11 protein-coding genes are annotated in these 13,229 nt (G+C 71.1%); 1 reads left to right on the top strand and 10 read right to left on the bottom strand.

The features are described 5' to 3' along the window. Positions 1-199: 199 nt before the first annotated feature. Positions 200-580 carry a VOC family protein gene (locus ACFVHV_RS17145; protein ID WP_380351858.1) on the top strand — a complete coding sequence of 127 codons (381 nt, stop codon included), beginning with the start codon at positions 200-202 and terminating at the stop codon, positions 578-580. 106 nt (positions 581-686) lie between these two features. On the opposite strand, the gene ACFVHV_RS17150 is transcribed toward ACFVHV_RS17145, so the two are convergent. From ACFVHV_RS17150 to nuoI, 10 genes are all read right to left on the bottom strand, one after another. Continuing rightward, on the bottom strand, positions 687-1,742 hold the full coding sequence (locus ACFVHV_RS17150) for a 2-oxoacid:ferredoxin oxidoreductase subunit beta (protein WP_380351860.1): 1,056 nt from the start codon (positions 1,740-1,742) through the stop codon (positions 687-689). Beyond that, positions 1,739-3,736, bottom strand: a complete 1,998-nt coding sequence (locus ACFVHV_RS17155) for a 2-oxoacid:acceptor oxidoreductase subunit alpha (RefSeq protein WP_380351861.1) — start codon at positions 3,734-3,736, stop codon at positions 1,739-1,741. The genes ACFVHV_RS17150 and ACFVHV_RS17155 overlap by 4 nt, the downstream gene beginning before the upstream one ends. Before the next feature lie 278 nt (positions 3,737-4,014). Further along, positions 4,015-4,677: a response regulator transcription factor gene (locus ACFVHV_RS17160; RefSeq protein WP_359902278.1), complete on the bottom strand. Its 663-nt coding sequence runs from the start codon at positions 4,675-4,677 to the stop codon at positions 4,015-4,017. A gap of 114 nt (positions 4,678-4,791) precedes the next feature. Continuing rightward, entirely contained in the window at positions 4,792-5,802 is a 1,011-nt protein-coding gene (locus ACFVHV_RS17165; RefSeq protein WP_359902275.1) for a polyprenyl synthetase family protein, read from the bottom strand. 311 nt (positions 5,803-6,113) lie between these two features. Then, positions 6,114-7,736, bottom strand: a complete 1,623-nt coding sequence (gene nuoN, locus ACFVHV_RS17170) for an NADH-quinone oxidoreductase subunit NuoN (protein ID WP_380351898.1) — start codon at positions 7,734-7,736, stop codon at positions 6,114-6,116. A gap of 11 nt (positions 7,737-7,747) precedes the next feature. Beyond that, positions 7,748-9,367: an NADH-quinone oxidoreductase subunit M gene (locus ACFVHV_RS17175; protein ID WP_359902272.1), complete on the bottom strand. Its 1,620-nt coding sequence runs from the start codon at positions 9,365-9,367 to the stop codon at positions 7,748-7,750. Positions 9,368-9,478: 111 nt separating this feature from the next. After that, entirely contained in the window at positions 9,479-11,389 is a 1,911-nt protein-coding gene (gene nuoL / locus ACFVHV_RS17180; RefSeq protein WP_380351864.1) for an NADH-quinone oxidoreductase subunit L, read from the bottom strand. Positions 11,390-11,403: 14 nt separating this feature from the next. Continuing rightward, positions 11,404-11,703: an NADH-quinone oxidoreductase subunit NuoK gene (nuoK, locus tag ACFVHV_RS17185; RefSeq protein WP_195911268.1), complete on the bottom strand. Its 300-nt coding sequence runs from the start codon at positions 11,701-11,703 to the stop codon at positions 11,404-11,406. Continuing rightward, a complete protein-coding gene (locus ACFVHV_RS17190; protein ID WP_359902331.1) occupies positions 11,700-12,617 on the bottom strand; it encodes an NADH-quinone oxidoreductase subunit J in 918 nt (305 codons plus the stop codon). The genes nuoK and ACFVHV_RS17190 overlap by 4 nt, the downstream gene beginning before the upstream one ends. Further along, complete coding sequence (gene nuoI, locus ACFVHV_RS17195; protein ID WP_359902267.1) at positions 12,617-13,225, bottom strand: NADH-quinone oxidoreductase subunit NuoI; 609 nt, start codon at positions 13,223-13,225, stop codon at positions 12,617-12,619. The genes ACFVHV_RS17190 and nuoI overlap by 1 nt, the downstream gene beginning before the upstream one ends. Positions 13,226-13,229: the final 4 nt, after the last annotated feature.

Here is a 13,229-nt window from a genome sequence, read left to right on the forward strand (position 1 = left end):
CGCCCGCCGGCGCCATCCCCGCCGCCACCTCACCCCCACCGCAACGCCCTACCGTGGGAGCCCCCCCCCCCGGGGAGCCTCCCTCGGACGTTCCGGCCCGGAGGGGTCCTCGCGGAAACCCCTGGCGCAATTCTCCGTACTATGTATAGTGTACTGCGTACGGGATAACGCCCGAACGCCGACGAAAGGGTTCTCCGCCTTGCAGATCACCAGGACCGCCGTCTCCCTGACCGTCGAGGACGTCACCACTTCCGCCGCCTTCCTCCAGCGGCACTTCGGCTACACCGAGGAGATGTCGGCCGACGGCTTCGTCTCGCTCGGACACCCGGGCGGCGGGGTCAACGTCGTCTACCTGCGGCGCGGCCTCGAAGTCCTGCCGGAGGAGCAGCGCCACCGGATCGCGGACGGCGTGATCCTGGCGTTCGTCGTCCGGGACATCGCCGCCGAGGAACGGCGGCTGCGCGCCGAGGGCGTCACGATCACCCTCCCGCTGCGCGAGGAGCCCTGGGGCGAGAAGCTCTTCCAGGTCGCCGACCCGAACGGCGTGGTGGTCGAACTGGTCGAGTGGGCCGAGGAGTAGACAACGACGAGCGGCAGGCCACGACGAGCGACAGGAAATGACGACGGCGCCCCCTGTCCCGGCCGGGACAGGGGGCGCCGTTCGCTCGGACCGGACGGCGGGGCGGTCAGTCCACCGTCCAGGTGTCGTTGCCGGCGAGCAGCGCGGCCAGGTCGCCCTCGCCGCGCCGGGTGGTGGCGGTGGCCAGCTGGTCCGCCATCAGCTCGTCGTAGACCGGCCGTTCGACGCTGCGCAGCACGCCGATCGGGGTGTGGTGCAGGGTGTCCGCGTCGGCGATCCGGGAGAGCGCGAAGGCGGCGGCGGGGCCGGCCGCGTGCGCGTCGTGGACCAGGACGTCCGCCTCGTTCCCCGCCGTGACCGGGGCGGTGAACAGCTCGCCGTCCGGCCCCCGGAAGACGCCGTTCGCCAGGTCCGCGCCGAAGCGGACGGGCCGCCCGTGCTCCAGCCGGATCAGCGCCTCGTCCCGGCTGCCGGGGTCCTTCAGCACCTCGAAGGCGCCGTCGTTGAAGATGTTGCAGTTCTGGTAGATCTCCACCAGCGCCGTGCCCCGGTGCTCGGCGGCCGCCCGCAGCACCGACTGGAGGTGCTGGCGGTCCGAGTCGATGGTGCGCGCGACGAAGGTGGCCTCGGCGCCGATCGCCAGCGACAACGGGTTGAACGGCGCGTCCAGCGAGCCCATCGGGGTGGACTTGGTGATCTTGCCGACCTCGCTGGTCGGCGAGTACTGGCCCTTGGTGAGGCCGTAGATACGGTTGTTGAACAGCAGGATCTTCAGATTGACGTTCCGCCGCAGGGCGTGGATCAGGTGGTTGCCGCCGATCGACAGCGCGTCGCCGTCGCCCGTCACCACCCAGACGCTCAGGTCCTGGCGCGCGGTGGCCAGCCCGGTCGCGATCGCCGGCGCCCGGCCGTGGATCGAGTGCACCCCGTAGGTGTTCATGTAGTACGGGAAGCGCGAGGAGCAGCCGATGCCCGAGACGAACACCGTGTTCTCGCGCTTGATGCCCAGCTCCGGCATGAAGGACTGCACCGCCGCCAGGATCGCGTAGTCCCCGCAGCCGGGGCACCAGCGCACCTCCTGGTCGGTCTTGAAGTCCCGGGCGCTCTGCGGCCCTTCGGCCTTGGGCACCAGCTTCAGGGACGGGAAGGCGTGCTCGCTCATCGGTGGTCCTCCTCGTCCAGGGTGCCGATCGCGGCCCACAGCACGTCCGCCAACTGGGCGGCCTTGAACGGCAGCCCGCGCACCTGGTTGTAGGACTCGGCGTCCACCAGGTACTTCGCCCGCAGCAGCAGGGCCAGCTGCCCCAGGTTCATCTCGGGCACGATGATCTTCTCGTAACTCCGCAGCACCGAGCCCAGGTTGGCCGGGAACGGGTTGAGGTTGCGCAGGTGCGTCTGGGCGACCTCGCCGCCGTCCGCGCGCACCCGGCGCACCGCGGCGGTGATCGGCCCGTAGGTCGAACCCCAGCCGATCACCAGCACCCGGGCGTCGCCGGTCGGGTCGTCCACCTCGACCGGCTTCACCGTGATGCCGTCGATCTTGGCCTGCCGGGTGCGGACCATGAAGTCGTGGTTGGCCGGGTCGTAGGAGATGTTGCCGGTGCCGTCCTGCTTCTCGATGCCGCCGATCCGGTGCTCCAGGCCGGGCGTGCCGGGCACCGCCCAGGGCCTGGCCAGCGTCCGCGGATCGCGCAGGTACGGCCAGAAGGCGCCGTCCTCGCGGTTCGGGCCGGTGGCGAACTGCGGGTCGATCTCCGGCAGTTCGTCGACGGCGGGGATCCGCCAGGGCTCCGAGCCGTTGGCCAGGTAGCCGTCCGAGAGCAGGAACACCGGGGTGCGGTAGGTGACCGCGATCCGGGCCGCCTCCAGCGCCGCGTCGAAGCACTCCGCGGGCGTGGCCGGGGCGACGATCGGCACCGGCGCCTCGCCATTACGGCCGAACATCGCCTGCAGCAGGTCCGCCTGCTCGGTCTTGGTCGGCAGGCCGGTGGACGGGCCGCCGCGCTGGATGTCCACGATCAGCAGCGGCAGTTCGAGCGAGACGGCCAGGCCGATCGCCTCCGACTTCAGCGCGACCCCCGGCCCGGAGGTGGTGGTCACCCCGAGCGCCCCGCCGAAGGCGGCCCCGAGCGCGGCGCCGACGCCGGCGATCTCGTCCTCCGCCTGGAAGGTGCGCACCCCGAAGTTCTTGTGCCGGCTCAGCTCGTGCAGCACGTCCGAGGCCGGGGTGATCGGGTACGAGCCCAGGTACAGCGGCAGGCCGGAGCGCTTCGCGGCGGCGATCAGCCCGTAGGACAGCGCGAGGTTGCCGGAGATGTTGCGGTAGCGCCCGGCCGGGAGCCTGGCCGGCGGCACCTCGTAGGAGACCGCGAAGGACTCCGTGGTCTCGCCGAAGTTCCAGCCCGCCCGGAAGGCGCTGATGTTCGCCTCGGCGATCTGCGGCTTCTTGGCGAACTTGGTGCGCAGGAACGACTCCGTCCCGTGCGTGGGCCGGTGGTACATCCAGGACAGCAGGCCCAGGGCGAACATGTTCTTCGCCCGCTCCGCGTCCTTGCGGGCCAGGCCGCTGTCCTTGAGCGCCTCCAGGGTCAGCGCGGTCAGCGGCACCTTGTGCAGGTGGAAGCCGTCCAGCGAACCGTCGGTCAGCGGGTCGGCCGGGTAACCGACCTTGGCCAGCGCGCGCTTGGTGAACTCGTCGGTGTTGACGATGATCTCGGCGCCGCGCGGCAGGTCCGGCAGGTTCGCCTTCAGCGCGGCCGGGTTCATCGCGACCAGCACGTTCGGGGCGTCGCCCGGGGTCAGGATGTCGTGGTCCGCGAAGTGCAGTTGGAAGGAGGAGACGCCCGGCAGGGTGCCGGCGGGCGCCCGGATCTCGGCCGGGAAGTTCGGCAGCGTGGACAGGTCGTTGCCGAAGGACGCCGTCTCCGAGGTGAACCGGTCACCGGTCAGCTGCATGCCGTCACCGGAGTCGCCGGCGAAGCGAATGATCACCCGATCGAGTCTGCGGATGGGCTTGCCCGGCTTCACCGGAGGGCCGCCCGGCGCGGGCGGTCCGGCGGGAGCGGCCGCACCCGAGCGCGCGTCGCCGTTCCCGGCGCGGGCCTCGTCGCCGTCCGGGCCGTCCACTGCCTCTGACTGATCGACCTGACTGGTCACTGCCGCGGACCTCCTCGTGGGCACACCACCGCGGGCGCGGCCCCGTGCCCCGTCCGCCTGGTGCACCTCTCGCATCCTATGCGGGCCGACACGACGGCGGCCGGAACCACGGCAGCAATTTCACCGGCCCGCGGCCATACCGCACGTGAGCAACAACGCCCGCCCGCCGGAGATCATTCCGGCTCGGGCGGGCGGACGCGAGCACCTCGGAGGCGCATGGCCGAGATGCGCTCCCCGGGGGCGCGCCCCCGGGGAGCCCGGGCTACGGAGCCGGGGCGTCAGGAGTTGAGGTAGGTGAGCACCGCCAGCACCCGGCGGTGGTCCTCCGAGCTCTGAGCCAGCCCCAGCTTGAGGAAGATGTTGCTGACGTGCTTCTCCACCGCGCCGTCGGAGACCACCAGCTGCCTGGCCACCGCCGCGTTGGTGCGGCCCTCCGCCATCAGCCCGAGCACCTCGCGCTCGCGCGGCGTGAGATTGGCCAGAACGTCGCCCTTGCGGCTGCGGCTGAGGAGCTGCTGCACCACCTCCGGGTCCAGCGCCGTGCCGCCGTCGGCGACCCGGACCACCGCGTCGGCGAACTCGCGCACCTCGGCGACCCGGTCCTTGAGCAGGTAGCCGACGCCCCGGGTGGAACCGGCCAGCAGCTCGGAGGCGTAGCGCTCCTCCACGAACTGCGACAGCACCAGCACACCCAGCTGCGGGTAACGGCCGCGCAGCTCCACGCAGGCCCGCAGCCCCTCGTCGGTGTGGCTCGGCGGCATCCGCACGTCGGAGACCACGACGTCCGGCAGGGCGTCGGCCGCGGCCAGCTCGTGGATGGTCTTCACCAGGGCCTCGCCGTCCCCGACCCCGGCGACGACCTCCATGCCGCGATCGGTGAGCAGCCGGGTCAGTCCCTCCCTCAGAAGTACGGAGTCCTCGGCTATGACGACGCGACGCATAACGACCTTCCCGGCAGGCGTGTGCTGACGGGAGTCAGTCTCCCCCATCCCGGAGTCGGTGCGGTGCGACCGGGCCCGGCCGCACCGCGGCCCGGCCCGGACGGGCCCGGGGGCTCACATGGTGCGGATCGCCACCGCGTCGCAGAGCCCCTCCAGGGCGGCCTTGGCGGCGCAGTCCGGCAGCGGGGCCAGCAGCGCCCTGGCCTCCTCGGCCCGGCGCAGGGTCTCGGCGCGGGCGCGCTCCAGCGCCGGGTGGGCGCGCAGCAGGCGCAGCGCCTCGGCGTGCAGGTCGTCGTCGGAGAGGTCCTGGTCGAGCAGTTCGCGCAGCCGGGCGTCGGCCGGGTCGGCCGGGTCGACGGGCATCTGCTGCAGCAGCAGGGTCGGCAGGGTCGGCACGCCCTCGCGCAGATCGGTACCGGGGGTCTTGCCGGACTCGTGGCCGTCACTGGCGATGTCGAGCACGTCGTCGGCCAGCTGGAAGGCGATGCCGATCCGCTCGCCGAACTCGCCGAGGGTGTCCACCAGCTCGCGCTCGGCACCGGCCATCAGCGCTCCTATCCGGCAGGAGACGGCGATCAGCGAGCCGGTCTTGCCCTCCAGGACGTCCAGGTAGTGCAGCAGCGGGTCCATGTCCTGACCGGGACCGCGGGTCTCCAGGATCTGACCGGTCACCAGCCGCTCGAAGGCCTCGGCCTGCATCCGCACGGCCTCCGGGCCGAGGTCGGCGAGCACCTGGGAGGCGCGGGAGAACAGGAAGTCGCCGGTGAGGATCGCGACCGAGTTGTCCCAGCGGGAGTTGGCGCTCGGGGCGCCCCGGCGCACCGGCGCCTCGTCCATCACGTCGTCGTGGTACAGCGTGGCCAGGTGGGTCAGCTCGACCACCACGGCGGCGGGCACCACACCGGGCGCCCCCGGGTCGCCGAACTGGGCGGCCAGCAGCAGGAGCAGCGGACGGAAGCGCTTGCCGCCGGCTTCGAGGAGGTGACTGGCGGTGACGGTGATGAACGGGACGTCGCACTTGACGGCCTCGCCGAGCGCCGCCTCCACCGCGTCCAGTCCGGCCTGGACATCCCGGGTCAGGTCGCGGTCCTGCACGCTGAGCCCGAAGGGTTCCACGACGGTCACGAAGACCACTCCTCTGTCCCTGGTCGATCTAGCGGCCTGGTCCCTGAGTGCCGCCGCTGGCCATACAGGCAGGGTATCCGGTCGTGAGTGGATCACTGCACGGGCGTGCGGATCCTGTCATGATCGGGCCTGATGCCCTGGTCAGGGCGGCTGTGCGGGCCGGACGGCGGTGGGGGCGAATTCGGCTGGAAATAAAGGTGGGAGAGTCCTCGGGACTCCCCCGGCCCCGGCTCCCGACAAAGACCCGTCCGGGCCGCGCGGACTGGGCGCGGCCCGGACGGGGCCCTGGTCGGAGGCGGTGGACGCCAGGATCAGCGCACGAACAGCGAGGCCTTGGACGCCAGGTCGAGGAAGTACTGCGGGAGCAGCCCGAGACCCAGTGTGACCAGCACCCCCACCCCGATCGCGGTCGCCGTGAAGGCGCTCGGGATCGCCACCGTGGGGCCGCCCGGCTGCGGGTCCGAGAAGAACATCAGCACGATCACCCGGATGTAGAAGAACGCGGCCACCGCCGAGCTCAGCACACCGACGACCACCAGCGGGGTCGCCCCGCCGCTGGCCGCCGCCTGGAAGACCGCGAACTTCCCGGTGAAGCCGGAGGTCAGCGGAATCCCCGCGAAGGCCAGCAGGAACAGCGCGAACACCGCCGCCACCAGCGGCGAGCGCCGCCCGAGCCCGGCCCAGCTGGACAGGTGGGTCGCCTCGCCCTTGGAGTCGCGCACCAGGGTGACCACGGCGAACGCGCCGAGCGTCACGAAGGAGTACGACAACAGGTAGAACAGCACCGAGGAGATGCCCTGCTTGTTGACGGCGATCACGCCGGTCAGGATGAACCCGGCGTGCGCGATCGAGGAGTACGCCAGCAGGCGCTTGACGTCCTGCTGGGTCACCGCGAGCACCGCGCCCACCACCATGGTCAGGATCGCCACGCCCCACATCACCGGCCGCCAGTCCAGCCGCAGGCCCGGGAAGGCCACGTAGAACAGCCGCAGGAAGGCCCCGAACGCCGCGACCTTGGTGGCCGCCGCCATGAAGCCGGTCACCGGGGTCGGCGCGCCCTGGTAGACGTCCGGGGTCCAGGAGTGGAAGGGGACCGCGGCGACCTTGAACAGCAGGCCGACCGCGAGCATCGCCAGGCCGGTCAGCACCAGCGCGTCGCTCTGGGTGGTGCTCAGCTGCGCGGGGGTGGTCATCGCCTTGCCGGAGATGACGTCCCCGATGTCCCCGAGCTTCACGCTGCCCGCGTAGCCGTACAGCAGCGCGGTGCCGAAGAGGAAGAACGCCGAGGCGAAGGCGCCGAGCAGGAAGTACTTGACCGCCGCCTCCTGGGAGAGCAGCCGCCGGCGCCGGGCCAGCGCGCACAGCAGGTACAGCGGCAGCGAGAAGACCTCCAGCGCCACGAACATGGTCAGCAGGTCGTTGGCGGCGGGGAACAGCAGCATGCCGCCGACCGCGAACAGGGTGAGCGGGAAGACCTCGGTGGTGGCGAAGCCGGCCCGGACCGCGGCCCGCTCCTGCTCGCCGCCGGGGGTGGCGGCGGCCTGGGCGGCGAAGGCGTCGGCGGGCAGCCCGCCGGCCTTCGGCTCCAGCCTGCGCTCGGCGTAGGTGAGCACCGCGACCACGGAGGCCAGCAGGATCACGCCCTGGAGGAACAGCGCCGGGCCGTCCATCGCGACCGACTCCATGGCCAGCAGGTCGATCCGGGTGAAGCCGTGGCTCTGCACGGCCAGCACCACCACGGCGACGAAGGCGCCGACCAGCCCGGCCAGCGCGAGCGTCACCTGGGTCCAGTGCCGGTACCGGCGGGGCACGAAGGCCTCCACCAGGACGCCGGCCACGGCGGCGGCGAACACCACGAGCATCGGCGAGAGCTGGCCGTACTCGATGTGCGGCGCCGGAATGCTGGGGGTGTTGCCGCCCGCGGCGGCGAGCATCGCGGTGGCGCTCACTTCTGCTCACCTCCTGAGGTGGCGGCGACCGGGTGGGCCGGCGCCGGGTCGGTCTGGTGGATCTGCGAGAGCGTCGCGTTCACCGAGGGGTTGACCAGGTCGGTGAGCGGCTTGGGGTAGACGCCGAGCAGGATGGTCAGCGCCACCAGCGGGCCGACCACGGCGAGTTCCCGGGCCTTGAGGTCGGGCATCGTGCGCACCCCGTCCTTCACCGGGCCGGTCATGGTGCGCTGGTACAGCAGCAGGGCGTACAGCGCGGCCAGCACGATGCCGAAGGTGGCCACGACGCCGATCGCCGGGTAGCGGGTGAAGGTGCCCACGAGCACCAGGAACTCGCTGACGAAGGGGGCGAGCCCGGGCAGCGACAGGGTGGCCAGGCTGCCGATCAGGAACGTCCCGGCGAGCACCGGGGCGACCTTCTGCACACCGCCGTAGTCGGCGATCAGCCGCGAACCGCGACGGGAGATCAGGAAGCCGGCCACCAGCATCCACGCCGCCGTGGACAGCCCGTGGTTGACCATGTAGAGGGTGGCGCCGCTCTGGCCCTGGCTGGTCAGGGCGAAGATGCCCATGATGATGAAGCCGAAGTGCGAGATCGAGGCGTACGCCACCAGGCGCTTGATGTCCTTCTGCCCGACCGCCAGCAGCGCGCCGTAGACGATCCCGATCAGCGCGAGGACCAGGATAGCCGGGGCGAAGGTCTTCGAGGCGTCCGGGAACAGCCCGAGGCAGAAGCGCAGCATCGCGAAGGTGCCGACCTTGTCCACCACGGCGGTGATCAGCACCGCGGTGCCGGCGGTGGACTCGCCCATCGCGTTCGGCAGCCAGGTGTGCAGCGGCCACAGCGGGGCCTTCACCGCGAAGGCGAAGAAGAAGCCCAGGAACAGCGCCTTCTCGGCGGTGCCGGTCAGCTGGAGCCGGCCGTCGGCGATCGCCGAGGTCAGCGTCGGCAGGTCGAAGGTGCCGAAGCCCTGGTCCTGCGCGATCACGTACAGCCCGATCACGGCCGCCAGCATCACCAGGCCGCCGAGCAGGTTGTAGAGCAGGAACTTCACGGCCGCGTAGGAGCGCTGACGCGCCGACTCGGGGCCGCCCGCCCGGTCGCCGAAGCCGCCGATCAGGAAGTACATCGGGATCAGCATGGCTTCGAAGAACACGTAGAAGACGAAGACGTCGGTGGCGTAGAAGGAGACGACCACCATCGCCTCCACCGCCAGGATCAGGGCGAAGAAGCCCTGGGTCCTCCTGCTGTTCTCGAAGGTGCCGTCGGGACCGGCCGGCCCCGGATCGGCGTCGTGCCAGGAGGCGAGGATCACCAACGGCACGAGGACGGCGGTGAGCAGGGCGAGCACCGCGCCGATGCCGTCCACGCCGAGCGAGAAGGTGATGCCGAAGGAGCGGATCCAGCTGTACGACTCGTTCAGCTGGAAGCGGGCGCCCTGGGGGTCGAACCGGGTCGCCACCACGGCGGCCAGCACCAGGGTGACGACCGAGACGCCCAGCGCGACGGCCTTGGTGTTCCGGCGCCGGCTCTCGGAGGACCCGGCGGGCAGCGCCGCGGTCAGCACCGCGCCGGCCGCCGGCACGGCGCAGGTGGCGGTCAGGAGGACGCTCATGCGCCCACCTCGCCGCGCCCGGCAGGGGCGTCCGTCCGCGCGCACCGCTTGACGGTTCGTTCGCTGCGCTCACTCATGGCCTGCCCTCCCAACGGATATCAGGACGAGTCATCACGTGGACCTCATCAGGAGAGTCGTGGCGACCAGCACCAGCGTGCCGCCGAACATGGAGAGCGCGTAGGAGCGGACGTAGCCGTTCTGGATCCGCCGCAGCCGGCCGGAGAGCCCGCCGATCGCGGCGGCCAGGCCGTTGACCACGCCGTCCAGACCGCGGCTGTCGAAGAAGACCAGCGCCGCGGCGAGCGCCGAGCCCGGCCGCACCAGCACCGCGTGGTTGAAGTCGTCCTGCAGCAGGTCCCGGCGGGCGGCCCGGGTGAGCGGGGAGCCGACCGGCGGCACCACCGGGACCGGCGAGCGCCCGTACATCAGGTAGGCGAGGCCGACGCCGGCCAGCATGCAGGCCGTGGTCAGCAGGGTGACGGTCAGCGGGGCGAGCGGGGAGTTGCCCTCCTCGTGCCCGGTGACCGGCTCCAGCCACTTCAGGAAGGAGTCGTTGAAGGCGAACAGCCCGCCCGCGAACACCGAGCCGAAGGCCAGCAGGACCATCGGGATCGTCATGGTCCTGGGCGACTCGTGCGGGTGCGGCAGGTCGCCCTCCCCCGCGGCGGAGCCGCCGGCCGGCTGCCAGCGCTTCTCGCCGAAGAAGGTCAGCACCATCACCCGGGTCATGTAGAACGCGGTGATCGCCGCGCCGACCAGCGTGCACAGCCCGAGGATCCAGCCCTCGGTGCCGCCCTTGGCGAAGGCCGCCTCGATGATCTTGTCCTTGGAGAAGAAACCGGACAGGCCCGGGAAGCCGATGATCGCCAGGTAGCCGAGGCCGAAGGTGACGAAGGTGACCGGCATGTACTTGCGCAGGCCGCCGTAGTGACGCATGTTCACCTCGTCGTTCATGCCGTGCATGACCGACCCGGCGCCGAGGAACAGCCCGGCCTTGAAGAAGCCGTGGGTCACCAGGTGCATGATCGCGAAGACGTAGCCGATCGGACCGAGCCCGGCCGCCAGCACCATGTAGCCGATCTGCGACATGGTCGAGCCGGCCAGCGCCTTCTTGATGTCGTCCTTGGCGCAACCGACGATCGCACCGAACAGCAGCGTGACCGCGCCGACCACCACCACGGCGGTCTGCGCGTCCGGCGCCAGGTCGAAGATCGCCGAGGAACGGGTGATCAGGTAGACGCCGGCGGTCACCATGGTGGCCGCGTGGATCAGCGCCGACACCGGGGTCGGGCCCTCCATCGCGTCCCCCAGCCAGGACTGCAGCGGCACCTGGGCCGACTTGCCGCAGGCCGCCAGCAGCAGCATCAGGCCGATCGCCGTCAGCTTGCCCTCGCTCGCCTCGTGCGCACCGCCGAAGACGGGGCCGAAGGCGAAGGAGCCGAACTCCGCGAACATCAGCATGATCGCGACGGACAGGCCGATGTCGCCGACCCGGTTGACGATGAAGGCCTTCTTCGCCGCCGTCGCCGCGCTCGGCTTGTGCTGCCAGAAGCCGATCAGGAGGTACGAGGCCAGGCCCACGCCCTCCCAGCCGAAGTACAGCAGCAGGTAGTTGTCCGCGACCACCAGCAGCAGCATGGCGGCCAGGAACAGGTTCAGGTACGCGAAGAAGCGGCGCCGGCGCTCGTCGTGCGCCATGTAGCCCACCGAGTAGAGGTGGATCAGCGTGCCGACGCCGGTGATCAGCAGGACGAAGGTCATCGACAGCTGATCGAGCAGGAAGGAGAAGTCGGCCTGGAAGCCGTTCACCGGGATCCAGCTGAACAGGTGCACGGTGAGCGCCCGGTGCTCGGCGTCACGGCCGAGCATGGACGAGAACAGGGCCAGGCCGAAGCCGAACGAGAGCGCCGCGAGCGCGGTGGCCAGCCAGTGGCCGTAGCGGTCCAGCACCCGGCCGCCGAGCAGCAGCAGGGCGGCACCGGCCAGTGGAGCCGCCACCAGCAGCGGAATGAGAGAGTTCACCGAAGGTCCTCCGCCTACAGCTTCATCAGGTTGCTGTCGTCGACCGAAGCGGAGTGCCTGGTCCGGAAGATGGAGACGATGATGGCGAGGCCGACCACGACCTCGGCCGCCGCCACCACCATCGTGAAGAACGCGATGATCTGGCCGTCCAGGGTCCCGTGCAGCCGGGAGAAGGTCACCAGGGCGAGGTTCGAGGCGTTCAGCATCAGCTCCACGCACATGAACAGCACGATCGCGTTGCGCCGGATCAGCACCCCGGCCGCGCCGATGGTGAACAACAGGGCCGACAGGTAGAGGTAGTTGACCGGGTTCACTCCGCGCCCTCCTCGCCGGCCGGGTGCTTCACGTTGTTCGCCGGCACCGGCTCGCCGTTCGCCGGCACCGGCTCCAGCGACTTGCGCGGAGCCGTCACCGCCGGCCGCTCCGAGGACGGACGGCCCAACCAGTCCGCCGTGCTGTTCTCCAGCTCCGCCATCCGCTGCAGCATCGCCTGGCTGACGTCCCGGACCTGGCCGCGCTCGCGCAGCGTCGCCATCACCGAGTCCTCGGCGATCGTGCCGTCCGGCAGCAGCGCCGGGACGTCCACCGCGTTGTGCCGCGCGTACACGCCCGGCGCCGGCAGCGGCGGCAGCTGGATGTTGTCCATGATCCGCTGCGCCGCCAGCTCGCGCTGCGTCTTCGGCGCCTTCACGTGCTCCCGGTGGGTCAGCACCATCGCGCCGATCGCCGCGGTGATCAGCAGCGCGCCGGTGACCTCGAAGGCCCACACGTACCGGGTGAAGATCAGCCGGGCCAGGCCCGGCACGTTGCCCTCGGCGTTCGCCTCGGACAACCCGGTGAAGTGGTCCAGCTTCGCGTTGGCGATCCCGGCGATCAACAGCACGCCGAAGCCCAGCCCGCACAGCGCCGCGGCGAACCGCTGGCCCTTCAGCTGCTCCTTCAGCGAATCCTCGCTGGTGACACCGACCAGCATCACCACGAACAGGAACAGCATCATGATCGCGCCGGTGTAGACCACGATCTGCACCACGCCCAGGAACACGGCGCCCTGGGCCATGTAACAGACCGCCAGCGCCAGCATGGTGGCCGCCAGGCAGAGCGCGCTGTGCACGGCCTTGCGCATCAGCACCATGCCGAGCGCGCCGCCGACCGCGATCACCGCGAGCACCCAGAACTGGACGGCCTCACCCGTCGAGGTCGTCCCGGTCGCTTCCGCCAGCCGCGCGATCACTGCTGCACCTCCCGGTCCCGGTCGGTGCGCTCCTGCTGGACCGTGCCCGGCGCCGCCGCGGTGATCTCGCCCCGGTAGTACGCGCCCTCGTCGGTGCCCGGGAAGATCGCGTGCGGGGTGTCGACCATGCCCTCGGACAGGCCCACCAGCAGCTGCTCCTTGGTGAAGATCAGGTCCCGCCGGGAGGAGTCGGCCAGCTCGTACTCGTTGGTCATGGTCAGCGCCCGGGTCGGGCAGGCCTCGATGCACAGCCCGCACAGGATGCAGCGGGCGTAGTTGATCTGGTACACCACGCCGTAGCGCTCACCCGGGGAGTAGCGCTCCTCGTCCCGGTTGTCCGCGCCCTCCACGTAGATCGCGTCGGCCGGGCAGGCCCACGCGCACAGCTCGCAGCCGACGCACTTCTCCAGGCCGTCCGGGTGCCGGTTCAGCTGGTGGCGGCCGTGGAAGCGCGGAGCGGTGGGCTTCTTCTGCTCCGGGTACTGCTCGGTGAGCCGCTTCTTGAACATGGCCTTGAAGGTCACGCCGAAGCCGGCGGCCGGGCCGAGGATCGACGGACGGTCGGCCCGTTCGGGGCGGCCCGTACGATCGGACTGGTCGGACATCTCG

Origin of the sequence: Kitasatospora sp. NPDC127116, from assembly GCF_042677365.1 — a bacterium.
GTDB classification, from domain to species: Bacteria; Actinomycetota; Actinomycetes; order Streptomycetales; family Streptomycetaceae; genus Kitasatospora; species Kitasatospora lactacystinica.

Coding starts and splice junctions, on each gene's coding strand:
- nuoN (WP_380351898.1), bottom strand. CDS start 7,736: ATGCTCGCCGCCGCGGGCGGCAACACCCCCAGCATTCCGGCGCCGCAC.
- ACFVHV_RS17150 (WP_380351860.1), bottom strand. CDS start 1,742: ATGAGCGAGCACGCCTTCCCGTCCCTGAAGCTGGTGCCCAAGGCCGAA.
- ACFVHV_RS17175 (WP_359902272.1), bottom strand. CDS start 9,367: ATGAGCGTCCTCCTGACCGCCACCTGCGCCGTGCCGGCGGCCGGCGCG.
- ACFVHV_RS17160 (WP_359902278.1), bottom strand. CDS start 4,677: ATGCGTCGCGTCGTCATAGCCGAGGACTCCGTACTTCTGAGGGAGGGA.
- nuoI (WP_359902267.1), bottom strand. CDS start 13,225: ATGTCCGACCAGTCCGATCGTACGGGCCGCCCCGAACGGGCCGACCGT.